This is a genomic window from Endozoicomonas sp. G2_1 (assembly GCF_017744155.1).
GTDB lineage: Bacteria > Pseudomonadota > Gammaproteobacteria > Enterobacterales > Alteromonadaceae > JAGHQT01.
Genome location: NZ_JAGHQT010000004.1, coordinates 56,122 through 82,825, shown reverse-complemented (window position 1 = coordinate 82,825; position 26,704 = coordinate 56,122). Strand labels below are relative to the sequence as shown.

Genomic DNA, 26,704 nt, shown 5'->3' with positions numbered 1-26,704 from the left:
GCAATTGTGATCATACTATCACTATAGACTTTGATCTAAAACAAAGTAATGGCGCGCGGGCACTGCGATAATTACCCTCTCTTTTTTCCACTGCTCAATCATTATGTCGCCAATTACTGATTATCTTCACGCTGACCACGATCGTTTAAATGTCCTGCTCAATGACTTTTTAGACTATTTGACGACTGATTTTGACCAAGCAAAAAAGTGCTTTGTCGACTATAAGCAAGAGCTTGAGCAGCATATGATCTGGGAAGAGAAGATTTTATTCCCACACTTTAAGGCTTATTTGGCCTTGATCCACGGGCCAATTCACACCATGCGCAACGATCACAATGAGATCAGGCAAGCGCTTGTCGATATTGAGCAGCAAATAGCCGACTACACTGGCGAAAAAGAATTTGACGAAAACTTACATATTTTTCGTTTAGAGCGCTTGTTGCTGGATCACAACCTTAAAGAAGAGCAAATTCTCTACCCTAAATTAGATAGCTTGTTAACAGAGAAAGAAGCGAAAGCAATTATCGCATCAATTGAGCAATCTACATTTGAAACAACCAAAAACGAGCCAGTATTGACACTCGTTGCCGACAACTACTAAAGCACTTAATAACACTAACGCATGGATAACTAGTCCTGTTTCGACAACATTTGTTCTATCGACGTTAAGCAGGTACTGACCACCAAAGGCAGCTGCCGGTATGGGTGAAGCGCATAAATGGTATTTTGCGCCAATTGATAATCAGGCAGTACTTCAACCAACCTTGACCGCGCTTGCGCCAATGCCAACTCAGGCACTAGGCCAATACCAACACCTTGTTCAATCAAAGCAATTGCTGATGGAAAGCTATCGACCGCGCAGTTTGCATTAACGGTTAAGCTCTTACTCTTATCAGGGTTTATTTTACTGGTAAACTGGTGATGAATTTCACGCCCTTGCCAATGATTCGCTATGTAAAACATCTGCTCCAGTGGCAGTTTTGAGTTAACCAGATAGTGCTCATTAGCAACTAAGACATCGCGAAACTGCCCAATCCGACGTTGCTTGTAATTACTATCACTTGAAGCACCAACCCGAATCGCCAAGTCGATGTTATCGCCCATCAAGTCGAGCGCTTTATCGCTCACAATAAACTTGGGGCGGATACCTTGATATTGCTTGATTAACTGACCTACCGCCGGAACGACAACGCTAGACATTAACGCGTGCGGCGCAGTAATAACAATATCGCCCTGAGGCACCGACTGGCGCTCTTGAACACTGCGCCAAGCTTGTTCGGCAAAGTCATTAAGCTGCTGGCAATAAGTGTAAAACTCTTGACCCACGGCGGTTAATTGCTGACGGCGGGTTGTTCTTTTCAGTAACGTTGCACCCATTTCTTGCTCTAGACGTTTGAGGTGCTGACTGACAACTGATTTCGACAATGCCAATTGCTCGGCGGCTTTACTAATAGAGCCAGCTTCGACGACTCGTGCAAACACTGACATTTGTCTGAGTTGATGCGGGGCTTTGATCATGATGCCTCAATATAATCGCTACAATAATAAGTAATCATCCAATCATTGTTTAGTTTTTACAAACAGTATTTTTAATAATGTTTGTTTTTCTTTACCAATAACTCGCTAAACTGACAGACAACCATTATTCAACGGATAAAAACTATGACTCAATCAACATTAAAAGCATGTAAAGCCGCCATTGGTGCTTGGCAACAAGCGTTTAATCGTCAAGACGCAGCCGGCTGCGCCACTCAGTATCAAGAAGATGCCATTATGGAAGCGCGCCCTATGGGGACATTTAAAGGTCGGGCACAGATTCAAGCGTTTTGGCAGCAGATCATAGACGGTGGTTACTGTGACGTCGACTATACCGACGTTGAGTGGCAAAAAGTTGATGACAACAGCTATATTTTGACCTCAAAATGGACCATGAATAAAGCCTACGGTGTCGTCCATCGCGAACTATGGGTGTTACAACCCGACGGTAGTGCCAAGCTAAAAGAAGATGATTTTGAAATTCAAGGTGAGCGCTAAGCAGCCGCTTCTCAAGCAATAGTACTAGCTAGCAACAAGCACAAAAAAAGCCTCAAATTTAGAGGCTTTTTTAATATTAACCAATTACTTAGCTTTTTTCCGGTAAAGTTACGTTCAATTCTAATACCGCTAAGTCATCGTCTTTTTGCTCTAGTTGAACAGACACTTGTTCAGCATTGATGCTAGGCACGTAGCGACTGATCACTTCAATAATATCGCGCTTCATTTGCGGCAAGTATTCAGGGCCAGAACGAGCATTGCGCTCATGAGCGACAATAATTTGTAAACGCTCTTTGGCTAGCGACGCCGAACTCTTTTTAGAAGAGCGAAAATAGTCCAATAACGCCATAACTTAACCTCCAAAAATACGATTTAAAATGCCTTTTTTCTTGGCAGCTAAAAAGCGAAAATCGATTGATTCCCCCAACAAACGCTCTACCGCATCAATATAGGCTTGGCCAGCATCGCTTTCTTGATCAAGTATCACTGGTTGTCCGGCATTTGATGCGCTCAGTACCGCTTTTGACTCAGGAATAACACCAACAAGTTCAATCGCTAGGATCTCTTTGACGTCTTCTACGCTAAGCATTTCACCTTTATCAACGCGCTCTGGGTTGTAGCGAGTTAACAACAAATGCTCTTTGATCACTTTGCCCTGTTCAGCGCGGCGAGATTTACTCTGCAAAATGCCTAAAATACGGTCTGAATCGCGTACTGACGATACTTCAGGGTTAGTCACAACAATCGCTTCGTCGGCAAAATAAAGCGCCATTTGCGCGCCAGCTTCAATACCGGCTGGCGAGTCACAGATAATAAAATCAAATTCTTCGCCTAAATCTGCGAGTACCTTTTCAACACCTTCTTTAGTTAAGGCGTCTTTATCACGGGTTTGCGAAGCCGGTAAAATGTACAAGCCATCAACACGCTTGTCTTTGATCAAGGCTTGATTTAAGTTTGCTTCGCCATTGATAACATTAACAAAGTCGTAAACCACGCGGCGCTCGACGCCCATGATTAAGTCTAAGTTACGCAAGCCAATATCAAAATCCAAAATAACGGTTTTTTTGCCCTTGAGCGCTAAACCAGTGCCGATTGCCGCGCTCGAAGTTGTTTTACCAACGCCACCTTTACCTGAGGTAACTACAATAATCTTCGCCATAAAGCTGTTCCTTTATCCTAAATCTTCTACTGTTAATTGTTCGTCAATTAACTTAACGCAGGCTGCTTGTGCCCAAGCTTTGTCCTGCAATGAATCACTCAACCAATAATTACCGTTAATAGAAACAAGCTCTGCTTGCATATTGCTACAGTAAATACGCGCGCTAGTATCGCCTTGAGCGCCAGCAATAGCTCGGCCGCGCAAAGTACCATAAATGTGAATATTGCCATCGGCAATCACTTCCGCGCCAGCACTGACCGCACCTTTAATAATTAAATCGGTATTTTTAGCGTATATTTGTTGGCCAGAACGAATGGTTTGTTCGAGCACTTTTGCCGGTTGGAATACCGCTTTTTCAACAACCTTTTCTACGGTCTTTTCAACGATTTTTTCCACGACTTTGGGGGCTTGTTCTGGTGTCGCATTAGGTGCTTGTTTTTGCACTTTAGCTTGGCTGTTGGCAATCACCGCTAACCCTGCCGCTTTAGCGTCTTGTTTTTGCTTATTGGTGCCACCACTGATACCGACAAAAATGAAATCATGACGTTCAACCACAGCTTTGATCGCTGTAAAGTCGATAGCGACATCAGCCAAAGCATCAATATTGACAATGAGAGGAGCGCGATAAAAAAAGCCTGGTGCTTGTTCAACTTTGGCTCTTAGCCAATTTGACAGCTTATTGAGATCGTATTCAGACATTTGCAAGGCAGATAATGTGAACAAACTACCTTTGAGCTCAAACTCAGCTTGAGACATAAATTACAACACTCCAAAAAATTACTATACTGCCCCGAAGCAGAGAACACCCCGTAAATAGAGTTGAAATGTTATAGATAGCGATCTTTGAAGGCAAGTAAAATTACGAGATTGGCAAAAGATTAAAGGCGATCATAACTCAGTGATATAAGGTTTATCGACTAAATAGCTCAATCGGGGGTGAGCAATCGCCTTTAAAGTAGTTAAAGTGGCATTTGTAGTGATTAACTAACGACAAACTTGCCTTTCATAATCGCAGAGTGGCCCGGGAACGAGCAAAAGAAAGTCAAATCTTGCCCCTTTAATGCCGAAACATCAAAACTAATCGACGTACTAGCGCCGCCACCAACAACTTTAGTCGCCGCTAAAATACGATCGTCATTGGCAGGTAAGTAGTTTTTGTCTAAGCCTTGAGCAATACCTGCATTGGCGACACCGCTAACATCAGCGGTTTTGGTGAGCACCCAGTTATGTCCCATCACATTTACCGGCAAGGTGCCGACATGCTTAAGCGTTAGCTTAACTTCTTTACAGCTCGCTGGCACAGTCAGCTCTTTCGCGTTGAATTGCATAGTGTCTGTCGCTTCAACAGTTAACTCACAGTTGTTTGCCAGAGCTTGACCTGACGCTAGTAGTGCACAAAGCGCGATAATTTTCTTCATACTTTCCTCACATAAAAATCAAATTGAATGATAACCATTATCATTCAATTCAAGTATCGATGCAATTTAAAGTTTTAGTGAAAGCGCCTGAATTTAAAAAAACTATTCGTTAATGTGAATGCTCACAATTTCCTCACAATATTGCGGTAACGTGTAAAAGCCTCTTTGTTTAAACGGTTATATCTATGCGCTACTTCGCTTTTTTTCTGGCTCTTTTTATTAATTTTTCCATAGCCTTTAATGCCGTTTCGGCAGATAAACAACCAAGCCTTGACGAACTGCTTGCACAATTAGCAACAGTAGAAACTGATAGTGAAAAACTACCGATATATACGGAAATAGTGAAAGCAACGTGGCGCAATAACTCGGAACTGGCAGCCGATTATGGTCAACAAGCATTGAAGCTTCATGACAATAACGACGCACCAGACCAAGAAGCACAGTTGATCGGGTTTTTAACCCGAGTTTACCTTGACCGTCGAGATCTAATAACCGCAGAAAAACTTACCGTTCGAGGAATTAAGGCGGCAAAACAGGCTGGCAACGAGCGAGCGCTAACCCTTAACTTGTTTAACAAAGCGCACGCTTATGGCTTGCAGGATAAATTAGTACTGGCGCTCAATAGTTATCAAGACTTAGCCACTGCATATCAAAAAGTAGGTAATACCCTAGCCTTGGGTAGCGTCTATAACAATATTGGTACTAATTATTTCAAATTAGGCGACCTCAAGGCAGCCTTTGACAGTTTTCAAAAAGCCTTACCATTAACTGAAAAAAGCCCAAATCGAGGTAATTACGCCAATATATTGATGAATATCGGCCGAGTTTTTTATCATTTAGAAGATTATCAACAATCAGAAGCTAACTACTTACTTGGCCTTGCAGAAATTGACCAAGCCTCTTATCCAATCAGTTTTCTAGAGGCCCATATCAGTTTAGCTCGGTTATACAATAAAATGGGGCAGTATGCTAAATCGCTAGAACATTTCAGAACATCAGAACAAGTAGCTATCAAACACAACTATCACGGCAAGTTACTAGTAAATTATTACGGACAAATCGGTTTAGCTATTGAGCTCAAAAACCGTGGTTTACAAGATGAGTTGATGGCTAAAATCGAGACACTAGTCACACCGAATTTAACCAATAACTTAAAAGATAACCTCTATTACATTCGCGCCTTATACCAAGCCGAACAAAAACTGTGGCAACAGGCCGAAAACAACATTGATATAATTATTAATAACAACGTCTTTGAATCCCGCTATTACAGCTTACAAGAATCGCTTGATTTAGCGATTAAAATCAAATCAGAACTCGGCAAGTTAGAAGAAGCAAATTCAATCCTACAGGAGTCTCTCACACTTTATAAAAAACAAACTGAAGAAAACAAAAGCTCATTGTTGGCGCAGTATGCCCAGCTCTATAAAGTCAGCCAAAAGGAGCAAGAAGTTCAACAGTTAAAAGAGCAGAGTTTATTACAACAAAACACACTGCTATTAGAACAAAAACAAAACCGACAGCGGCTGTTTATCTTTGTCGTCGCTATTGTTTTATTTATCTCGGCCTTGTTGCTGTTTATCCAACGAAACCGAAATTTGACCCGCCAAAATAACATGAGCCAGCAGCTACTAAACGATAAAAAACAATTTTTTGCCGATATCTCCCATGAACTGAGAACCCCGTTAACGGTATTCAAGCTAAAAATGGAAGAACTCGAATACGACATTGCCGACGATCCCAAAGCGGTTTACCAGCTCTTGCACGAGCGCATCGACAGCTTTAACCACTTGATTAACGACATATCTCTTTTGGCACAAAACGATCAAGGGGAACTAGAACTCAATGTTGAAACAGTTGAACTGTTGCCGTTTTTTGAATCTCGCGCCGCCGATTTAACCGCACTGGCAAGTAAGCACAATTTAGTGGTAGAAACCAGCCTGTTACTAAGCACAGATACCCGTGCTAATTTCGATCCCGCCCGTATCAGACAAGTATTAGTTAACTTATTTTCTAATGCCTGTCGTTATACAGATTCCCCTGGCCTTATTCACTTTCAAGTATCAATAACAACCGACACATTAGAACTGGTGATTGAAGACTCAGCGCCAAGTTTGTCAGAGCAACAGCTAGCCAAAGTGTTTGACCGACTATATCGCACCGACAAATCACGGAGTCGCAAGCTCGGTGGTAGCGGTTTAGGCTTATCAATTTGTCAAAATTTAGTGCAAGCCCACAAGGGTAATATTATTGCTGAGCGCAGCAGGCTTGGCGGCATCAAAATAACTATTCATCTGCCACTTAGCGCCTAACTTCCCAATATTACTAACAAAGGTAACAAGAGCTAGCCATGCAACAATGTGATTACATATTTTGACGAGTAAAAAATCGAGAAGATAAAACGGAGAAATATTGATGAAAAAGTTATTCACCTTATCTGCACTATCATTGTGCTTACTTACCGCATGTGGCGGTGGTAGTGAGACATCGAGCAATACCGATAGCAGCACGACAACACCTGCACCTGCGCCAACGCCGTCGCCAGCTCCTGCACCAACACCTACGCCAGCCCCTAATACGGCGCCTGTTGCCAATGCTGGTACTAATCAATCGGTTAATGTTGGTCAACAAGTGACGCTTTCAGGTGCCCAATCATCAGATGCCGATGGTGACTCGCTCACTTACCAGTGGGCGTTAACCACTCAGCCCGGTGGTAGCCAAGCGGGATTAACCGCACAAGCAGATTCAGCCTCTTTTACACCAGATGTTGCCGGTAATTATACGGTTTCGTTAGTGGTTAACGACGGCACTGCAAATTCACCGGCAGCAACGATCACCGTTACAGCAGCCGCCGTAACAACCAGTAACGATATCACCGATAGAATTTTCACTAATCGCTCTGGTAATTGTGAAGATTACCTCGGCAGTTATGTTTCAAATGTGACTGACATTAAACGCGCCGTCGATTTTTCCGGCGATATCAGCGTCACTAGCAATGCCACCAAGTGTTTAGTGGCATCAAATGAAATTCCCAATCACGACTTTAACGACAACTCTGCCGCTTTTGCCAATGATGTTGCTACTCAAGTGCTCGACTATCAATTTCCAAAGTCGCCAAGCTTTGCTGCATCGGTCACTAACCTGAGTTTACCAACCACCGAAGGTGTCTTGCTCAACGGCGTAACCATCGACATATTGGCAGCGGCTTGCTACGCCGTTGGCAGTGATCCACTGGGGCGAGAAAAAATAGGGTGTGGTAACAACCAAATTGATAACCCATGGCGTTACGACCCTATGTCACCGCTGAACACGTTTGGCACCGATACCCACAACGCTCACACTCAAGCCGGCGGGCGCTACCACTACCACGGCAACCCCAACGCCTTGTTTGAATCAACCTGTGGCAGCAGCCCTTCTGGTGTGATTGGCTTTGCTGCTGACGGCTTTCCTATTTACGGTTCGTGTATCGCCGACCCAACAACCGGCGATATTCGCAAAGCTAGGTCGAGCTATGCTCTGAGAAACAATGGCGGTCCTCGCCAAGATGTTACCGGCTATACAACACCAGTGGGCGGCGTTGGTGTGGTTGCCTCTAACAATTACGACGGTCAATTTCGCGGCGACTATGAATATGTTGCTAATTCAGGCGATCTCGACGAATGCAACGGTATGACCGTAGACGGCCAATACGGCTATTACATTACTGATCAATTCCCGTGGGCAGTAGGATGTTTTAAAGGCAGTATCGACAGTTCATTTTCAAACAAAGTTGAACAAGCGCGCCGAAGCCATAGTCACGGTGGTGCTGAACATAGTCATTAATCATCAAACGAAATAGGCGGCCTAGGCCGCCTATTTAACAGTGGTTATTCAGTCACTAAAAGCTATTCAGCTAACCGTTAACATGCGATCAAGATCACTGATTGCGAATACGTCTTCCTTCTGCGTTCAACTCAGCTAAAACGCCAGACAAGCTCGTGTCGTCAACTAAATCTTGAGTTTCATTAATATCTTGGCTAACTTGATATAATGCTTGCGGCTGACCGTCTAAAGCAAGCAATTTATAATCGTCATTTCTCACCGTCCAACCCGTGGCGCCATCGCGAATAAACTCAGTATAATTAAATGCTCGCAGCGCCTGACCTTGCTGCGATAACAAGTGCTGAAAACTATAGCTATTGCTTAATTGGCTATTGCTACCGCCAACCATTTGGCTAATGGTGGCGTAAATATCGGTACTGTTAACCAAAGCAGCTTCTCTTTCGCCGCTGCGCTCAACACCAAAGCCAGACGCCACCATAGGCACTCTTACGCCACCTTCATACAATGAATTTTTACTGTGACTGCCGGTAAATACGCGGGTGTCGATGACGCCTGCTGGCGTGCCGTTATCACCAATATAAACAATCAAGGTATTGTCTCGTTCACTTTCAGGTAATGAATTGAGCAAGCGCCCTATCTCGGTATCCATAGCTTCAATCGCAGCAAGGTAATACTCTCGTCTGTTCGCTTGAATATCGCTGGCGCTACCACTTAAATGGCTGCGAGTGTGTAACCCTGCCGGCGGTAAGTGAAACGGTGAATGCGGGGCGACATAAGCTAACCATAAAAACCACGGGTTTTCTTGGCTATTTTGCTCAGCTAGCCAATCTATCGCGATATCGGTAATCCCCGTAGTGTGATAATCACTGCGCTGGCTGGTTTGTCCCATTTCAGTCAACTGCCATTGATAATAATCATCAAGGGTTCCGGTAATAGTGCCGGCATAATAGTCGACTCCACTGTCGGTAGGATGGTTTAAATCTGGGTTAGCACCACCTAAGTGCCACTTGCCAATGACCGCGGTTTGATAATCGGCATCAATACTTTTGATTTGTCGTTGTAAGGTGTTTTTGCTGCTGTCTAGCACGGCTGGTACAAAATCAACACCGCTGTTTATGCCGTGTTGTCCGGTAATAATAGTGCCACGGGTTGTGGTACAAGCTGGCGTTGCCCAAACATTGTCAAAAACAATGCCCTGATCAGCTAACGCATCAATATGAGGCGTTACCGGTAAGTCATTAGAAAAACTGTATTGTGCTGAGGCATCAACGCCCTGATCATCAGCAATAATCAGCAAAATATTAGGCTTACCCGCAGAGCCATTATTTGGCTGCGCTGCAACAACAACTGCACTTTCACCACTGCTGACCGCTTCAGAAAAATTATCGCTATCGGTATAACTGATTTGCACCGATAAGCTCACACCAACATCATCGCTGGTAACCTGATAAGTGGCATTGGTTGCGCCAAAAATCATTTGATGGCTGTTATTGACTAAACGTCGCCACTGGTACGAAAAAGCGCCCAAGCCGTTGGCATCTGCTAAATTTTGCTCCAAGCCAAGTGTTTGGCCAACCACAGCCTGCCCGGTAATGCTAACCGTGCCTGTTGGTGCACTGTTGATGGGTGTATTTATCGGTTGGACTGACGGTGCTGGTGCTACTGAACTTGTTGTATTACCGCCACCACCGCATGCTGTTAGCAGTAACAATGTCGACGATACAAGTGCAATCATCGCCTGACGATAATCACTTTTAGATGAGTACTTGTTTGAATTTGTCATAACGCCCCTCTTAACCATTTACCGATGACAATTACTCGAGATCAATGCTTAAAGTGCTTCGTCACTGGCTAACATAGGGTTAACGCAAAGCAACACTTTATCACTGATAAGTATTTGCACTTTACTCAGTTCTTAAGCTCAAGTCGCGCTACTGACTTAATCTCCACAATTTATCCTTATTTGCCACTAAAAAAGTGCTACGTCAGCTTTCGGCGTCGTATCGAGATACCCGCTAATGCCAACACAAACAACACAAATGCTGAAGGCTCTGGTACGGATGTTGTTACTGGCTCAATACCCGCAACTTGAATACTGTCAATGGTTAGTGCATTAACGGAACCGTCAAAAAATGTTGCGTTTCTACCACCTGAGCGCAGCAACACTTGGTCAAAGCCACCACCCTCAAAGCCTAAAACTCCGCTCTCACGCTTACCAATATCCAGTGTCCCTGCCAAGACCATTTCACCGTCGTTGAACAAGTTGTAAAACAGTACTTGATTGTTGAGATTAGGCGCTACAAAAAGAAACTCCAGATCAATAAATCCAGCACCGTTTGCTAAGCTAATTTCTGTATAACCGTTGTCGCCACCATTAGGTGCCCATGTCCGATTACCTTCAAGGCTAATTAACCCCAAATTTATGTCTTTACCGCCATCACCTAAAATTTGGCGCACTTGAATGCCATCTTCAACATAAAAATTCTTACCGTTTCTAAATTGCTTTGTACTCAACTCAAAGCCATTGAAGTGAGTTAAGTTAGTATCATCAATGAATTCAGAAGTGTTTACTATTAGCCCAGCATACGCATTTAAAGTGAATGTTGTGAATGCAAGTAATAAGGTTTTTATCATACGCATAGTGAATACTCCGTTTCTATCGAAACGCAAAACATTAGTGCGCCAACAGGAGTGCACTAATAAAAGGGAGGTTTATTTGGTTTTTCTGCGGCGAATGGCCATACCCGCTAGTGCTAGGCCAAACAAGGCAAGTGCAGAAGGCTCAGGTACTTCCGTGGGACTGAATTCAAGTGAAAAGGCAAAATCATTACTAAACCCATTCCAGGTTTGTGAGGTTAACGAAGCGAAATCACCATCGTTATTAATAAAGACAGCACGACCTTCCGTGTAAGAATTGCCATTGACACCACCGACCGATACACTTCTTGGAGCAGTATCTTCACTGACATTAGGATCAAAGAACGCCGACGTACTTAAAAAAGCAACATATTCACGGCCAGTTTCAAGCGCTAACGAGTTAGTCATTACAGAAAACAAATCAAATTGTCGTGCGCCAGCAACGTTCGCGGTTGAAAGCGGCGACGATTCAAATAGCACAGGCCCCTCAGCCTTATCACCGTCCCAAGCCATTAGATAAACAGCAAAATCAATAAAAACGTCATTTTGATTATTAGCTAAGAAAAAGCTAAAACTGTCCAATATTGAGTCATTACCAACAGTAAAGGTTTGGCCATAAGTTTCAGTTGCATCAACAAACTGCAGGCCAGGAGCCGGATCCAGAGGACCGTTAACGACATAACCGTCGTGACCTAAGCCACTAAGAAACGTGCGATTGTTAAAGTTATCAATATTACTAATTAATGTGGCATTAGCGCCTAAACTGGGCAGTAATAACAAGGTAAACAATAACTTTTTCAGAGACATCTCAAACTTCCTCACAAAGTAAACATATAAAACTAAACAATCAAATGATGCTTTTGGCTTAAGCGTTTATTTGACCTTTTGTTGTAGTTTATCTAATCAATTTTCAAAAATCGTGCGGTTGGAAGCGACTTCACAATTTCTCCTTATTTCAGGCTTGACTTGTAAATTTTCGTGACACTTTAGACGACATTAGTCCCCATATCGCTTATTTTTCAAACTAAATGATGCTGAATGTTTGCACGAAAATAAGAAGGCCAGTCAGCGTAACTGACTGGCCTTAATACAAGGACTAATTTTTACTATTGAATAGTAACGACTACTGTCGGTTAATGGTAACGACCTGTTCAACGCTATGACCATCGTCTGCGGTGTAGACAATGTAAGTGAATGAATCAGACATTACTGCTGTATCACCATCTGGTGTGTATGTGAACTCACCGGTGTATGGGCTAAACACTAAATCACCGTGGCTAGGCATACTCGTCACAGTAAACTCAATGCCGTCACCCGCAGGCAACGCCCCGACAAAGGTTTCGTTATGGCCTGCGGTAAACGATAAGTTAATACCGTTATCTACCGTTGCTGCGCCATAGATGGAGCCATGGTGTTTATCCATCGCCTTGTTTTTACGAGTTTCTTGTTCGAAGTCGTAATACAACAATAGATCTTGTTCACAGCCCAGTACCATCTCGTCTTTACAAGCGTTAAGTTCATCTTCGCTCAATGCACGTGTCCATACCGCAACATCATCTATATATCCTCCAAAATAAGTTGAGCCAGCATACTGGTCGACACTGTAAGCACCGATACGCATAGGTACATGGTTGCTCAAATTGCGTTTGTTACCTAAACCGCTACCTGAACCAACTTCAGCGCCATTGACATACAGCCTAACTTTGTTGCCCCAATTAGCAACAACCGCAACATGATACCAACGACCCGTCTTGAACGTACCTGCACTGAACGTTTTCTTACCATCATTGGCGGCATCGTGTTGATACTCCAATCTGTTAGAGCCGTTAATGCTGAAAGTCCAGCCTTTATAGCCTGCTGCACTACCAATCTTTTTAGCCGCAATCATACGTTTGCTACCGTTAGAACCCGGTGCTAAATAGATCCAAGCTTGAATGGTAAAATTCTCACCAGCAAAATCAATTGAACCATCGCTAGCATCAGGAATGTTTACATAATCAGTATTACCATCAAAGGTCAAATAAGCGTTATGCTTTTCAAGCTCTGGCGCATTGACTAAGGTCATTGTGCTTTCGCCTGTTAAATCTTCTACTTCACCGTCAACCATATTGTCAAAGTTATAGTAAGAGACTAAATTTGAATCGCTTAACGATGCGCCTAGTGCTCGATTACCAACAATAGCCTCTTGCGATTTTGCATAATCCCACACGCGAATTTCGTCAATGTTCGCATCTAACATTTTATTAGTGCCGTCGTTGCTCGATGCCCAAACAAAAGTCAGGTCGCCAGCTGTCACCGTATCAGTTTCAGAGATTAGCAACTCGCCGTCTAAATAAAATGAAAGTTGCCCCGTCACGCTGTCGTAACTTACTGCGTAGTGCTGCCACTTACCTAAGGTAATGGTTTCATCTGTTTTAAACGTTGTATCTGTCGCTTTAATGCGTAGACCACCACTAGGGAATAGTCTAATTGCTGCTTTACTTGAGCCATCAGCATTTCTAAACACTAAGACATTAGCGTTTTCATCTGTTTTAAGGCTATTGACTTTGACCCACGCTTCGATAGTAAATGAGTTGCTCGGATCGAACCGTGAACTGAACGACTGTAGCATATTCTGATCGGTACCATTCAAACGAATAGCTTGACCAAAACCACTCATAATAGACAAATCTTGGCTGAATGGGCTTTCAACAAATGTCCATTGGCTGCACTCAGGACTACCGAAATCGCTGCCGTCGTGAGGTGTCACACAGAAAGCAACATAGTTATCAATATCTTCAATAGATAAAGTGTGTGATTGGTAGGACTCACCATCAATGACCTGAGCATCGTCATTGCTACCTGTCGCAGAACGATACCACTGGTAACGGGTTGATTCTTCAATATCGCCTTCGTGGTCAGTATAAGTGTATGACGCAGAGACTGTAGATTTACCAATAAACTCGCCAGCTACCGTGACATTAGATGCAACGGGAGCATTGTTACCATACGACAATACTGGTTCACCACAGGCGGCACTGTTACTACATAAATCAAATGATAACGCTGTCGTAAACGAGTTTTGCGCGATAGTTATTTCCGTTGGTCCGCCAAAGTCTGTGGTGTCAAACTTGATCTCTTTCATGCTGTCTAATAATGGTCCATAAGAACCTTTTTCAAACATCAAACCTTGGTTACCCATAGTGTAGATATTGCTTGCCGTACAAACGGCTTCTTGCACGTTGTATTCAAACTCAAGCAATTTAAATGGCAGTCTAAAGAATGCATTCATCTTACTCTTGTTAACAAAATTCGAGGCAGCATTTACGGTTAAGGTCGCGTCAATCATGCCGTCGTTGTTAACGTCATGGGCAAGTTCAGGTGTAAAGGTAATGTCTTGTTCTGGGTCAAAATAAATCTCGGTGCCATCTTCTAACACTAAGATCGCGGTTGACTCGACGTTCAACTCAAAGTCTTGATGCAGATCAAGCGCTGCACTTAAGAAGGTATCAAGCGTACTGTATTTGTAACGACGATATAAATCTTCACCAGCGGGTGCAAAATAACCTTCAATGCATTGCTCAGATGTTCCTTCCATTGACTCCATGCCTGCTTGTGCATGCCACTTAGTCCAGTTTTTACCCCAGTAGATCTCTTCAGAAACCCAGTCAGTTAAGTCGTGACCAGCTAAGAAACGCAACTTGTCCACGTCTAAGTTAATCGCCCTTTCAATCGCCTTTCTAGCATTGGTTGGTAACTCAGCTAACGAGTCCCGGGTTAAATTTTTGATAACTGTTGAGATCTTTTCATTCGACATGTTCGCTGGAATAAACGAAATTGTCGTCGCGGTTGGGTCTGAAACATCAGTACTGATGATTTCAATACCATCAACAGCGCCTTTATGAGCGTAAACAGCATCAATAATTTCAACGCCATCAACTGTGCTGGTACCATGAGTAATGTTGTCACTTACACCTCTAGCGTGCTGTTCAGCCGTGACCACTGATAACTCGTAAAAGTTATTATCAATTAATGAAGTGATTTTCTCATCAGATAATTCACGAACTAAATCGTAAACTTCTACACCATCGTCCAACTTGTAACAATCAGCACGGTTCAATGCATTGGCACAGTTGTCACCATAAACACCCAAGGATTCTGAACCCACGACTTTTTCATAAGAAGCGTAATCAATTTTGGTTTGACCGTTTAATTTTTCAAACAGCGCTGATTCATATTTGATTAAATAATCTTCAAAAATTAACTCAGCTGATACTTGTACGCCAGGAGAAGATGCCTTGAAGTTTGCGTTTTCGCCAACGGTAAACTGAGCCGTTAAATTAACCGGCTGACCTGCTGCAATTTCATCTGGGAATCGCAAATCCATCGCAAGAGGAATGTCGGCTTCAACCCAACCACCAAATAAATCAAGTCCACCGACGTAGTGGATTTTACCGTGTGATTCAATTCTGATAATCGCAGGATCATCCGGTAGATTTTCTTCTGGCACATTCCAAGTGTGTTTAGTTTCAGTTGACGCCCAATCAGGTGAACTCATCCCCAGTAACTCAAGTACCGTATTTTCACCCCAGTAGCTGCCTTCACCACTTACATCACCTGCTAAGCTGATGGTCATGGCGTCCATGTCTAACACGTCAACCGTAATTTGTGCGACATCAGTGGTGTTGTATTGGTCGTAAACAATCACTTCTAGTGAGTAACTAGCGGTATTTTCAAAGTCTAAGCGAGAAATTTCAGGGTTAATAGTCAAGACGCCGGTTTGCGGGTCTAATACTAAATCACCGTCAGTGTTACCACTTAAAATTTGGAAGGTAACAAAGTCGCCAACATCGTTAGCATCGGCTGTGATCGTGCCAATTGCGGTGCCACTGTCTGCCGATTCACTGACCGAGAATACTTGATCTTCAATGGTTGGCGCGTTGTTAACGGTAATGGTGACACCACTTTGCACTAGCATAGTGGCAGAACCTGCGGTAAACACACTGTAAGTTACGTTGTCGATAACTTGAGTGGTACCTGAATCAAGCCACTGGTTGTTGGCGGCGCCAATATAGTCATCATCGTCACCTAAAATACGTAAGTTTGAATTTCCACTGACACTCTTGTTAAGGGTAATTGAGTTGGCTCCAGAACCGCGAATATCAAATACTTCAACATTGCGCACTCGAGAAGCTGCCGCAGCGAGGTTTAGGTTAATACCAGAACCGTCAAAGATTAAAGTATCGGTATTACCGCCACCGTCGATACGAGTGAAAGTATTATCAGAAATGTAAATGGTGTCTTGACCAGGGCCCGCATAAACCGCGTCAGTGCCACCATTGGTGCGAATGGTATCGTTACCGGTACCAGTGGCAATGTTATCGGCCGCCGCTGTGCCGGTAATGGTATCGTCTCCAGCTGTACCCCAAAGGGTCACTAAGTTACCGTCGCCGTTTAATACGTAAACGGCACCTGTGTTATTTTGGTTGTTTTTATTTGAAGAAGGCGTACCAAATTGAATATCTTTAATACCGTCGCCGTTGATGTCACCAGCACTGGCAATAAACTGGCCTAACTGCTCGCCGCCATTACCTTCAGAATAAAAACCTTGGCTGGTTTCAATGATTTCGCTTAGGTAAACGGGATCTGTACCTTCACGGCCATAAACAGCATAAACCCGGCCTTTATTGTCTTCGGCAAACGGGTCGCCAATGATGATGTCATCAAAGCCGTCACCGTTTAAGTCACCGGCACCGCCGATTGAACCTAAGATAACTTGCAAATCACTGTGATCGATATTTGAAGCATCGTTGTGGATAACAAAACCGCCGTTGCCATCGGCAATGTCGGCTAAGTTAATTTCATCGGCAACATCGACACCGCCAAACAAGATATAGGCGCGAGGATGATCAATTGCCGAACAACAACCTGTATCAGTCAGTAATAAGGCGATATCGTCAACGCCATCGGCGTTTACGTCACCGACATGAGAAGTCGTGAACGATGGCAATGCGTTTAATGTTGCTTTGCCAAAATCAAAACCATAATTGCCGCTGCTTTCTGGGATGACCTTAATACCATTGCCATTTGACTTAATATTGTTGTATTTAACCTGTTCACCACCAATGCGACCGTGAACAACATAGCTAGTGCCAGAGAGATCAACATATAAGCCTTGGCTAACGATAAAGTCAATTAAACCATCGCTGTTAAAATCACCGGTTGGTAAAACTTGCGCACCGTAGTTCCAATCGCTGAATAGTTTTCTGTTTGGGCGAGTAACCGCAAAACCTTGTTCGTTGTAGTCGGTGGCGACATTGGCTAACTGCACCATATCAGTATTGGTTTTACCGTAAACCACATAGGCAAGGTTTGGATCTGGAGATGCGTCTTCTAGTAGATCTCTTAACAAAAATGTCCCGGTGCCAGCTAAGAAACGCGTGACGGTTTCACCGATAACAATATCGCCAAGGCCGTCACCGTTAACATCACCCACCACTAATGAGCCACCAGCTAAATCGTCAGTGTAGGCGCCGTGGATAGCAAAACCGTAATCGCTCCCGCCAGCATTCATATCAGACAATGGAACATAGTTAGTGCCAGCTTTACCAAATACAACATAGGTTGAACCTGAGTTTTTACCATTGGTGCCAGCATATGGTGCGCCAACCACGACATCTGATAGACCGTCACCGTTAATATCAACACCACCAGCAACGGCAAAACCTGCGTTATCGCCAGATGCTGCCCCCATGATACCGAAACCTCGGGTACCACTTCTGACCATATCTAAAGTTGGGAAAGTGCCGCTTGCATCGCTGAATAAAACATAAGCTGCACCATTATCTTGCAGATTATAAGATCCGTCATTATTGAAAACATCAGCTTTAGGCGCACCGACAATGATATCGTCAAAACCGTCTCCGTTAACATCACCTGCTTGGGCAACTGCCCAACCAGCCCAATCGTCTGCGGCTAAGCCGTCAATCGACTGTGCGTTGTTGTTTAGTGAGTCGTTAATGTCGTTGACGTTAATGGTTACTGGCATATCGTACTGATTGCCTGCACCATCGGTCACGCGAACGGTTAACGCGTATTGATTGTTGCCAAGTTCAAAGTCTAATTGGGTTTGGTCTGCGACTTTAATGTCGCCTTTTTGCGCATCAATAGCAAAGACACCGGCATCGTTACCCGCAACAATTTCATAACGGTAATGCTCAAGTGGGATATCCCAACGACCAGCTTCAAAAACTTGGTAATGAAGTTCAAATTCGCCAAATCGGTTTGGCACCACGCTTTCGTTATCTGAATGCAGATAACCTTGAAGCATCATAGGGGCAACAAAGTTTAAACGCACCGCGGCATCATAGACGGTTTTGTCGATACCAACTGCCTGAACGAACACAACCGGATTGTTATAGGATTTTGAAAAAGTAATAGAGAATGGCGTATCTTTACCACCGTCAGCGACAGTGATAACCCCGGTTTCACCGACAACTGCCATACTCTCAGTAAACAATAAACCTGACCCTTGCAATGCAAAGATGTTGACGTTTTCGGCGGTATGAGCGTCATCATCAAGGTTATCAATATGAACTTTTACTTTTTTCTCTGATAGCTCATCAATCGCGACACCACTTTGTGAACTACCATTGTACGACGATAAAGAAGTTAAAATGCTCGGAGTGTCAGTGATTGGCGCTCTAAAGCCATGGCCGTATGGTTGATGTGTGACCGATGTGCCGGTACTTGAAACCTCAACCGGCTTGTCATTCCACAGCCCAGAAATCGGTTCAGCAAAGGCGATCCAACCTAAAGTTTCACCTTCGCCTGTGCTGAGAAAGCTTTGAATAACACTGGTGCCCTTTTTGTCTAGTTCAGACTCAAGCACCGCGTCAAAACCTGTTGCGCTAACATTGTTGATGCGATAACGCATTAACAAGTTGCTATGGTTTTTGCTAGTGACACCAGAATACGAATAGGTACTGACTTCATAGTCAACCGCATAATCACTATTCGACTGGATTTGACCAAAGACAATAGGCGCTTGGCTAAAACTAGATCTAAACGTGGTAGGCTCAAACGATTCACCGTTTGTTACCCAGTTTTTAATCTCAGTGGTACCTACTTCTAAACGCACGGTTTTATCTGATACACCATCAAGGAAACTAATGGTGCCAATGGTCGTGTTGACTTTTGAGTTTTCGTCTACGTTGAAAACTTGTGCTGGTACGGAGGATTCCGCCAGCGCAACATACGGTACAAGACCAGAGGCCAGTATCATACTGCTCAAGATAGTTTTCTTGTTCATATTTTACTCTCCACACATCGGTAATACATCCTGCGGAGTTATACTAACAACCAATTGTGAGTCAAATGTGAGGACGCAAAAAGCAAACAAAAACTATTTTATTTCATTGACTTATATGGAAATAAAACTATTAAAATAGTAAAAGCGAGCAATAAATTATGTTTTTGAGGGAAGGAAAATCTTTATTTTATTGAATAATTGAGCGGCAGCGAATCAAAATTTGTTTTGGCTTGATAACGCCTACTTTACCTTGTCACTCAAGTTAGCAGAGCACTGTGCCAAGACGCTTTAACATCGAAAACGAGGTTAAATGAAAGAATAAAAAACGGATAGATATCAAATAAGTTTACGATGTTTGAGCATAAATAGAGTAGCCGGATAATTCAAACAAGCGTTTGATTTAATTGAAAAAGCCAGCAATGCTGGCTTTTTTACTCGGCAAGATAAGCCATTTATGACTTAAACAAGTTGGTCGATAAATTATTTTTTCTTGACCCAATTACCACTGCCATCTTGAATAAAGTGACCTGAGCGGGTCTTTTTAATCGCTTTTTCACCAGCCAGTTTGGCAACCTGCTCTAAAGTGAGTTTGTTCTTTTTTGCTAACCTTGCATACGCTTGCTTGCGCTTGCCATTAACATCAGCGACTAAAGTGCTAACGTCCGCGCGTTTAACCACTGCACCTAAATAACCGTTAGTTTGTTCACCGACCAAACCTTTCTGCTTAGCATCTTGCAACGATACGGCATAGGCCGGTAACGCTAGCAGAAACACGGTAATAATTGCTGATACTTGTACTGATAACTTTTTCATTAGACTTAACATCATTTGTTCCTTTCACCCTAAATGTTAAAAAATATCGCTGTCTTCGCTAAATATGTCGTCGAGCTCTTTATCAACTTTCACTCGAATTTCATGATCAATCTTCAAGTTTAAATTGATGGTAATAGGCTCTTTAGCTGCTACTTCAATTTTGTGAGAGCAGCCGGCAAATAGCAGTAAACAACTCATTGCTATTATTACTTTTTTCATAACGTTTCCTTTGTATTACATAATCTTAAGAAATAATCTTAATTAACTTTGGCATTGCTCAGCCTATCGCTAATACGCTGTTCCAATTGCTCTGGAATCTGCAACGACTCAAGTAAACCCAGTAAGTCGTAATCTAAATTTAAGTTCAAATTGACCTCATTATCGAGATCAGGATTTCGCCCCTTTATTGAAGTTGCCAATAACATTTGCCCCTGGCTGTCCATATTAACTTGTGCCGAGAGCTGGTTGTAGTGCAAATTTTCAAGCGCCTCAAAGGCTATCGCCAATTGTTGATAATTCAATTTAAATTGCTCTACCGCCGGATTGTCCTTAATTTGGATCAAACCATTGGTAATATTGAATAAATTGCCATCGCTAATACTTAACTCAAGCTTGCCCTCTTTTTCGGCAACATAAAGCGGTACTTGGCCAGATACTTGGCCAGTAACATTAATCCCTTGTTGGTTTTCTAGCGCTATTAGTTCACTTAAATCAAAGCCGTCAAAACTCAGGGCTAAGGTTTGTTCTTGTGCTATTGGCCATTCAAGCTCATCAATGCTAAATTCGCCATTAAATGCCTGTCCGGTAATAACCGACAGCTTACCTTGCCAGCGCTGCTGTTGGAACATAAAGACAACGTCAGGCTGTAGTGATAACGCTTTTAGTTCAACACCAACATCAACTAAATCAATCGACAATAGGCCGTTTTGATTGGCAGTTTTATTGGTGCTTTTATTGACATAAGTATCGCTTCGCAACACTTGATTGTGCCAACTAAAACCTTGTTGGTAATCTAAGCCTTCCAACCAGTACTTTTTCACTCGCCCGGTCAGCTGCTCAATAGCAAAATGACCATTCATGTCACTATCCAATAATTGTTGCCAGCTTTTTACCTGACCAGTTAAGTAATATGACAACTGTCCTTCAACCAAGTCAGGCGTTACTTCCTCGGGCAATGACAAACTTAACTTATCTAGCAAATCAACCAAGGCTATCGACGACTGCTGAACAACAAAACTTGGCGTTAAATAGTCACCGGTTATCTCAACTTGTGCTAAGTCTAACTCAGCTAAACTGAACTGAGCCTGAACATCAAGCGCTTGGTTTAAATCAACTTTAACAGAGCTTTCTAGCCGCGCATTAGCCAAATTAACACCAATATCAGATGCTTTGCTCTCACTAGCTTTAGCGCTGATTTGAACATCGCTTATTGACGTTAACAGTTTAAGATTTAATTCCGGAAGATAATCGGTTGAACTCGCCAGTGCCGACAAGTTTAACGTAACTTGCCCCTCAACAGCTTGCTCGACGCTTTGTACTGTCGCCAACTCTGGAACAGATAGCGATAACAGCGCTAGTTTACTGCCCTCGCTAAAATCTAAGGTCAATAACTCTTCGGTTAGCGCTAACTGGCTCACTAAATTGAATTCAATTGGCGCTTGGCTCAGCTCTAACAGCTTAGGCACAACAACCGCACCGTTGATTGTCAACTTGCTGTTAAGCTGACTGTTCGCATTAGCCGTTTGGGCTTGATAGCTGAGCTCAGTAACATTGGCGCTAAGCACTTGGCTACTAGCTTTGACACTTTCGCTTTGTTGCCCTAACGCTAACTGAACATCGGCTAATTCAAACGTATCAAAGGTGCCAATAATGCTATTTGGCTGCCAAGTAATTTTACCATCCTGGTTCAATGCTAAGGATAGGTTTGTGATCTGGTTAGCCTCAGTAAAAACGACAAGATCTTGAAGGCTTGTTTTTTCTGTTGGTTGTGACGGGTCTAATAGCTCTGACGATTCTGGCTTTTGTTGTCGCCAACTGGCTGGCAGATCAAGCCTGATCTGATTGGTAAAATTGCCCTCAACAAAATCACCTGTGCCAAAACCAATGCTAACGCCATCCTCCGCCAAAACAGCTTTTAAGCTGATATCTGCCGACAAGCTAAACGCTTGCGCTAATTCTGTCTTGGAGAACTCAGATATCGAACTAGCATCAAATGTCATCAACTTAGCTAATTCAGTAAAAAACGCTGGCGCGAGTTCAAGCTTAGTATTTTGTAAATCGAGCCTAGTGGTTAAGTCAGTAATACTTAGCTTTTGACTTAGTAAGGGCCAGCTAAAATGACCACTAAACGTACCGTTTAAGTCAGCGTTGTTAGCCAGCTGTTGCCAATGAGACTGCTGAAACAAGGAAGTTGTAGCCGTTTTTAGCTCGGCTAAATTCAAGGTAAAGTCACCCGCTAAAAAATCTGGTGACAGCACAATTTTAGTTGAGAGTAACTCACTTTGCTCGGTGTGCGCTCGACTAACACTCACTGTTAGCAGCCCTGATCCAATAGACAGCCCTGAGCTAGTAGACAGTCCTGAACTAATAGAATGCCCTGAGCTATTTGATAACGGCTGTTTAGCGTATTTAACCTCCGCCAAATAAACGACTTTAGCGAGATCTCGTTGAGGTTGAAAGCGCACCTGCTTTACATCGACTAATGTCAATTGTGAAAGTTGCTCAACATGGCTGTGTATGTCAGCTACCGATGTTTCTATGCTTTCAATAAATTGCTGGTATGTCCACGGAACATGTGACTGTTGGCTATTAGCATCAGTAACCAGCGTACCAATTACCTGAATCTGCTCTACCGTCAAACGTTTAAGGTTGGCAAGCCAGTATTGCTTATCACCGAATTTGTTTAATGAAAAATCACTGTGCTGCCAGACCAGTTCAATATTGTTTAGCGTAACGCTTGCATTGTTGAGTGTTAAACAAATTCGCGCGATCTCAAGACTGGTCTGATTGGGTTTGGCAGCGTTATTATTCGATTCTTTAAACAGCTTGATATCAAAACTAAGGCAGTCTAGTGACAACTTTGTCGAGTCATTTTGAGCACTATTGTTGGCTTGACTAAACTCGCTGAGCTGCTGGTTAACAAGATAAACCGCTAACCTCTCCTTAAAACCATAAACAGTTAGTGCGACTGCTAGCATTATCAAGAGCCCAGCAGCCAACATATAGATTACGCGTTTAATGACTATTGCCACTCGCTTAACTTCCTTAGCGTTAATTGCTTGAAACCATTACCCGCATAATCATATACCCAAACTACCTCAAAATACACAGTTCAGCGCTTTCACAGGGACTTAATATCAAGGCGCAGCTAGCAGGAATGGTCATTCCCTTTCAATTAGCTGCAACGCTGAGAGTAAGTTCCTGTGAAGCGCCCTATCTATAAACAAAAAGTGGGTTGGTTTAAAAGCGATTTATACGGCGTTATTGATTTTAACAAGGGAATAACCATTCTTTGCAATCAATGCCTTACCTAAATCGCTTTTAATTCCAACTGAACAAACATCTTGAGGTAGCTTGGGTATAACAAGGCCATAAAGAAAAAGGCCAGCGAAAACGCTAGCCTTTTGTAACCAAATAACTTCACACCAATAGTCTATGGCATCATTTGCTCTTGGTCAGCACCTTCTTTTTCAATCACTTCTGGGATCAAATCTTCTTTCGAAATACCCAAGGCTAAGGCAATTGAGCTAGCCACGTAAATTGATGAGTAAGTACCGATAAAAACACCAAATAGCAAGGCTGTTGCGAAACCGTGAATTAGAGCACCACCTTTAAAAAACAAGGCCAACAATACTAACAAAGTAGTAATTGAGGTAATAAAGGTACGGCTTAAGGTTTGCGTTAACGAGATATTGATGATTTCTTCCGGACCACCTTCGCGAACTTTGCGGAAGTTCTCACGAATACGGTCAGAAACCACGATAGTATCGTTAAGCGAGTAACCGATTACCGCTAGTACCGCCGCTAAAACCGTTAGGTCGAACTCTAATCCCAATACAGAGAACAAACCTAGGGTTAGCAAAACGTCGTGGAATAACGCGAATACAGAACCAAGCGCGAAACGCCATTCAAAGCGAAAAGCAACGTATACCAAGATACAAATGAGCGCCGTTAACATCGCTAAGCCGCCCTGCTCGGTCAGCTCTTCACCAACACTAGCACCAACAAACTCGATACGACGCATATCAACGCTTACGCCCATACCGTCTTTGAGGGCATCAACAATATTGTTACCCAATAACTCAGCTTTTACGTCTGGACGCTGTGCTAAGCGAATAACAACGTCGCGACTCGTACCAAATAGTTGAACAATAGCATCGTCGTAGCCGTTGCTATCTAGTACCGCTCTCACCTTAGTTAAATCAGCCGCTTGTTCAAAGCCAACTTCAACCTTAACACCACCGGTAAAGTCTAAACCAAAATTGAGTTTGTTAATCGCAAGTGAGGCAACTGACGCTAGCATCAACAAGATACTAAACACCATGGCAACCTTGCGGTAGCCCATAAAAGTGACTGTTTCTTTTAATTTTAAAATTTGCATAGTGACAATCACCTATATTGGAAGTTTATCAAGGCGTTTACCGCCCCAAACTGCATTAACAATCGCACGTGTACCAACAATAGAGGTAAACATTGAGGTGACAATACCGATAGATAGGGTCACGGCAAAACCTTTAATTGGGCCAGTACCTACAGCAAATAAAATTAACGCCGCAATCAAAGTAGTAATATTGGCATCTAAAATAGTTGAGAATGCTGAATCGTAACCGTGATGAATTGATTGCTGTACTGTTTTACCACTGCGCAATTCTTCGCGAATACGTTCAAAAATTAGCACGTTAGCATCTACTGCCATACCAACGGTTAATACGATACCCGCCATACCCGGCAAGGTTAACGTTGCCCCTGGAATTAATGACATAACACCGACAATCAGTACCAAGTTAGCGCCTAGTGCCAAGTTTGCCACGATGCCAAAGGCACGATACCAAAACATCATAAACAAGAATACTAAGGCGAAACCGGCCATAATTGCGGTAAAACCTAACTCGATGTTTTCTTTACCCAACGATGGACCTACGGTGCGCTCTTCAACAATTTGAATTGGCGCAATGAGCGCACCAGCGCGTAGTAATAACGCCAAGTTGTGAGCTTCTGATGGAGAACCAGAGCCTGTAATACGGAAGTTTTTGCCCAAACGCGCCTGAATAGTTGCGATTGAAATAATCTCTTCTTTTTTCTCAAAAATGGTATTGCCTTCGGCATTTTTTCTATCGGTTGCTTTGTACTCGATAAATACCGTTGCCATTGGCTTACCAATGTTGTTTTTGGTGGCGTTAGAGAACTTGCTGCCACCCGGCGAATCAAGAGTGATGTTAACCTGAGAGCGACCGTTTTCGTCAAAACCAGAGTTGGCGTCAACAATATGGTCACCGGTGAGCATAATGCGCTTTTTCAGCAGTGATGGACGACCATCGCGATCGTAGAGCAATTGTGAACTCGCTGGCACTCGACCGTTCAAGGCATTGTTTAAATCGCCTTCTTGGTCAACCATTCTAAACTCAATGGTTGCGGTCGCGTTGAGGATTTCTTTCGCTTTTGCCGTGTCTTGAACACCCGGCAATTCAATGACAATGTGTTTTTGCCCTTGGCGTTGTACCAATGGTTCAGCAACACCTAACTCGTTAACACGATTGCGAATAATAGTAATGTTTTGCTGAAGTGCATACTCGCGGGTTTCTTTGAGTTTTTCTTCAGTCATCATCGCAGTAATAGTTAAAGTACTGCTGTCATCAACAAATAAGAAATCGCGATAGGTGCGCTTTAAAAATGAGTCAGCCTTGCTCAGGTCTTCCTCGTTGCGCAATTGAATAGCGACGCTATCGCCGGCTTTTTTAACGCTGCGGTAACGGATTTTTTCTTGGCGTAATTGACTGCGAAAATCACTAACCGCTTCCGTTTGTGCTTTAGTGATAACGGCGTTCATATCAACTTCCATCAAGAAGCTAACACCACCGCTCAAATCTAAGCCCAATTTCATTGGTACGCCGCCTAAGCTTGCCAGCCACTCAGGGGTATCTGGTACTAAGTTAAGTGCCACTGAGTAGTTATCGCCTAAGGCGCTGTCTAGCATATCGCGGGCTTTTAATTGGTTTTCAGTATCGGCAAAACGCGCCAATAGCTGGCCGTTTTCAAGGGCAATACTGGCGAAGCCAATTTGCTTTTGGTTCAATTCAGCTTTCACTTTATCAAGTGTTGCTGCGGTTACTTCAACACCGCGCTTACCTGAAATTTGTACGGCTGGATCTTCACCGTATAAGTTAGGTGAAGCATACAAAGCGCCAATGGCAACTATGATGATCACCATCAGGGTTTTCCACAATGGATATTTGTTTAACACAAGGACTATCCTGTTTTATTCAATACTCTGAAAAACAAAATGGCTGCGTTAAACGCAGCCATTTGCAAAAC

At 43.1% G+C, this 26,704-nt stretch carries 18 protein-coding genes; 4 read left to right on the top strand and 14 right to left on the bottom strand.

The window, feature by feature from the left end:
- The first annotated feature begins 103 nt into the window (after nucleotides 1-103).
- Complete coding sequence (locus tag J7384_RS07110; RefSeq protein WP_209112493.1) at nucleotides 104-601, top strand: hemerythrin domain-containing protein; 498 nt, start codon at nucleotides 104-106, stop codon at nucleotides 599-601.
- Nucleotides 602-630: 29 nt separating this feature from the next.
- On the opposite strand, the gene J7384_RS07105 is transcribed toward J7384_RS07110, so the two are convergent.
- The gene (locus J7384_RS07105; RefSeq protein WP_247741676.1) at nucleotides 631-1,518 is read right to left on the bottom strand and encodes a LysR family transcriptional regulator; all 888 of its coding nucleotides are present in this window, start codon (nucleotides 1,516-1,518) and stop codon (nucleotides 631-633) included.
- 144 nt (nucleotides 1,519-1,662) lie between these two features.
- On the opposite strand from J7384_RS07105, the gene J7384_RS07100 reads away from it, so the two are divergent.
- On the top strand, nucleotides 1,663-2,034 hold the full coding sequence (locus J7384_RS07100) for a nuclear transport factor 2 family protein (RefSeq protein ID WP_209112491.1): 372 nt from the start codon (nucleotides 1,663-1,665) through the stop codon (nucleotides 2,032-2,034).
- 88 nt (nucleotides 2,035-2,122) lie between these two features.
- Here the strand turns inward: J7384_RS07100 and minE are convergent, their stop codons facing one another.
- From minE to azu, 4 genes are all read right to left on the bottom strand, one after another.
- The gene (minE, locus tag J7384_RS07095) at nucleotides 2,123-2,383 is read right to left on the bottom strand and encodes a cell division topological specificity factor MinE (protein WP_209112489.1); all 261 of its coding nucleotides are present in this window, start codon (nucleotides 2,381-2,383) and stop codon (nucleotides 2,123-2,125) included.
- Between the two features lie 3 nt (nucleotides 2,384-2,386).
- Nucleotides 2,387-3,193 carry a septum site-determining protein MinD gene (minD, locus tag J7384_RS07090; protein WP_209112487.1) on the bottom strand — a complete coding sequence of 269 codons (807 nt, stop codon included), beginning with the start codon at nucleotides 3,191-3,193 and terminating at the stop codon, nucleotides 2,387-2,389.
- A gap of 12 nt (nucleotides 3,194-3,205) precedes the next feature.
- Nucleotides 3,206-3,949: a septum site-determining protein MinC gene (gene minC, locus J7384_RS07085; protein ID WP_209112485.1), complete on the bottom strand. Its 744-nt coding sequence runs from the start codon at nucleotides 3,947-3,949 to the stop codon at nucleotides 3,206-3,208.
- Nucleotides 3,950-4,173: 224 nt separating this feature from the next.
- Nucleotides 4,174-4,611: an azurin gene (gene azu, locus J7384_RS07080; protein ID WP_209112483.1), complete on the bottom strand. Its 438-nt coding sequence runs from the start codon at nucleotides 4,609-4,611 to the stop codon at nucleotides 4,174-4,176.
- Between the two features lie 185 nt (nucleotides 4,612-4,796).
- Here azu and J7384_RS07075 point away from each other — a divergent pair, with 185 nt between their 5' ends.
- Both J7384_RS07075 and J7384_RS07070 read left to right on the top strand, forming a co-directional pair.
- The gene (locus tag J7384_RS07075) at nucleotides 4,797-6,923 is read left to right on the top strand and encodes an ATP-binding protein (protein WP_209112481.1); all 2,127 of its coding nucleotides are present in this window, start codon (nucleotides 4,797-4,799) and stop codon (nucleotides 6,921-6,923) included.
- A 103-nt stretch (nucleotides 6,924-7,026) separates the two neighbouring features.
- A complete protein-coding gene (locus J7384_RS07070; protein ID WP_209112479.1) occupies nucleotides 7,027-8,433 on the top strand; it encodes a YHYH protein in 1,407 nt (468 codons plus the stop codon).
- Nucleotides 8,434-8,527: 94 nt separating this feature from the next.
- Here J7384_RS07070 and J7384_RS07065 read toward each other — a convergent pair whose 3' ends face one another.
- The 9 genes from J7384_RS07065 to secD form a co-directional block, all read right to left on the bottom strand.
- A complete protein-coding gene (locus tag J7384_RS07065; RefSeq protein ID WP_209112477.1) occupies nucleotides 8,528-10,216 on the bottom strand; it encodes a sulfatase-like hydrolase/transferase in 1,689 nt (562 codons plus the stop codon).
- A 197-nt stretch (nucleotides 10,217-10,413) separates the two neighbouring features.
- Complete coding sequence (locus J7384_RS07060; protein WP_209112475.1) at nucleotides 10,414-11,073, bottom strand: PEP-CTERM sorting domain-containing protein; 660 nt, start codon at nucleotides 11,071-11,073, stop codon at nucleotides 10,414-10,416.
- Between the two features lie 72 nt (nucleotides 11,074-11,145).
- Entirely contained in the window at nucleotides 11,146-11,877 is a 732-nt protein-coding gene (locus J7384_RS07055; RefSeq protein WP_209112473.1) for a PEP-CTERM sorting domain-containing protein, read from the bottom strand.
- Between the two features lie 316 nt (nucleotides 11,878-12,193).
- Nucleotides 12,194-19,360 carry a LamG-like jellyroll fold domain-containing protein gene (locus J7384_RS07050; RefSeq protein WP_209112471.1) on the bottom strand — a complete coding sequence of 2,389 codons (7,167 nt, stop codon included), beginning with the start codon at nucleotides 19,358-19,360 and terminating at the stop codon, nucleotides 12,194-12,196.
- Between the two features lie 480 nt (nucleotides 19,361-19,840).
- Nucleotides 19,841-20,188 (bottom strand): YdbL family protein, encoded by a 348-nt coding sequence (locus tag J7384_RS07045; RefSeq protein ID WP_247741675.1) that lies wholly within the window; start codon nucleotides 20,186-20,188, stop codon nucleotides 19,841-19,843.
- 21 nt (nucleotides 20,189-20,209) lie between these two features.
- Nucleotides 20,210-20,392 (bottom strand): YnbE family lipoprotein, encoded by a 183-nt coding sequence (locus J7384_RS07040; RefSeq protein WP_209112469.1) that lies wholly within the window; start codon nucleotides 20,390-20,392, stop codon nucleotides 20,210-20,212.
- 38 nt (nucleotides 20,393-20,430) lie between these two features.
- Nucleotides 20,431-23,424, bottom strand: a complete 2,994-nt coding sequence (locus tag J7384_RS19655; protein WP_209112468.1) for a YdbH domain-containing protein — start codon at nucleotides 23,422-23,424, stop codon at nucleotides 20,431-20,433.
- A gap of 401 nt (nucleotides 23,425-23,825) precedes the next feature.
- The gene (gene secF / locus J7384_RS07030) at nucleotides 23,826-24,773 is read right to left on the bottom strand and encodes a protein translocase subunit SecF (protein ID WP_209112466.1); all 948 of its coding nucleotides are present in this window, start codon (nucleotides 24,771-24,773) and stop codon (nucleotides 23,826-23,828) included.
- Between the two features lie 12 nt (nucleotides 24,774-24,785).
- Nucleotides 24,786-26,633, bottom strand: coding sequence for a protein translocase subunit SecD (secD, locus tag J7384_RS07025; protein WP_209112464.1), 1,848 nt, complete (start codon nucleotides 26,631-26,633; stop codon nucleotides 24,786-24,788).
- Between the last annotated feature and the right edge of the window lie 71 nt (nucleotides 26,634-26,704).

What these genes read in the sequence shown, in the direction of transcription:
- J7384_RS07110 (WP_209112493.1), top strand. Translation starts at nt 104, where the DNA reads ATGTCGCCAATTACTGATTATCTTCACGCTGACCACGATCGTTTAAAT.
- J7384_RS07105 (WP_247741676.1), bottom strand. Translation starts at nt 1,518, where the DNA reads ATGATCAAAGCCCCGCATCAACTCAGACAAATGTCAGTGTTTGCACGA.
- J7384_RS07100 (WP_209112491.1), top strand. Translation starts at nt 1,663, where the DNA reads ATGACTCAATCAACATTAAAAGCATGTAAAGCCGCCATTGGTGCTTGG.
- minE (WP_209112489.1), bottom strand. Translation starts at nt 2,383, where the DNA reads ATGGCGTTATTGGACTATTTTCGCTCTTCTAAAAAGAGTTCGGCGTCG.
- minD (WP_209112487.1), bottom strand. Translation starts at nt 3,193, where the DNA reads ATGGCGAAGATTATTGTAGTTACCTCAGGTAAAGGTGGCGTTGGTAAA.
- minC (WP_209112485.1), bottom strand. Translation starts at nt 3,949, where the DNA reads ATGTCTCAAGCTGAGTTTGAGCTCAAAGGTAGTTTGTTCACATTATCT.
- azu (WP_209112483.1), bottom strand. Translation starts at nt 4,611, where the DNA reads ATGAAGAAAATTATCGCGCTTTGTGCACTACTAGCGTCAGGTCAAGCT.
- J7384_RS07075 (WP_209112481.1), top strand. Translation starts at nt 4,797, where the DNA reads ATGCGCTACTTCGCTTTTTTTCTGGCTCTTTTTATTAATTTTTCCATA.
- J7384_RS07070 (WP_209112479.1), top strand. Translation starts at nt 7,027, where the DNA reads ATGAAAAAGTTATTCACCTTATCTGCACTATCATTGTGCTTACTTACC.
- J7384_RS07065 (WP_209112477.1), bottom strand. Translation starts at nt 10,216, where the DNA reads ATGACAAATTCAAACAAGTACTCATCTAAAAGTGATTATCGTCAGGCG.
- J7384_RS07060 (WP_209112475.1), bottom strand. Translation starts at nt 11,073, where the DNA reads ATGCGTATGATAAAAACCTTATTACTTGCATTCACAACATTCACTTTA.
- J7384_RS07055 (WP_209112473.1), bottom strand. Translation starts at nt 11,877, where the DNA reads ATGTCTCTGAAAAAGTTATTGTTTACCTTGTTATTACTGCCCAGTTTA.
- J7384_RS07050 (WP_209112471.1), bottom strand. Translation starts at nt 19,360, where the DNA reads ATGAACAAGAAAACTATCTTGAGCAGTATGATACTGGCCTCTGGTCTT.
- J7384_RS07045 (WP_247741675.1), bottom strand. Translation starts at nt 20,188, where the DNA reads ATGATGTTAAGTCTAATGAAAAAGTTATCAGTACAAGTATCAGCAATT.
- J7384_RS07040 (WP_209112469.1), bottom strand. Translation starts at nt 20,392, where the DNA reads ATGAAAAAAGTAATAATAGCAATGAGTTGTTTACTGCTATTTGCCGGC.
- secF (WP_209112466.1), bottom strand. Translation starts at nt 24,773, where the DNA reads ATGCAAATTTTAAAATTAAAAGAAACAGTCACTTTTATGGGCTACCGC.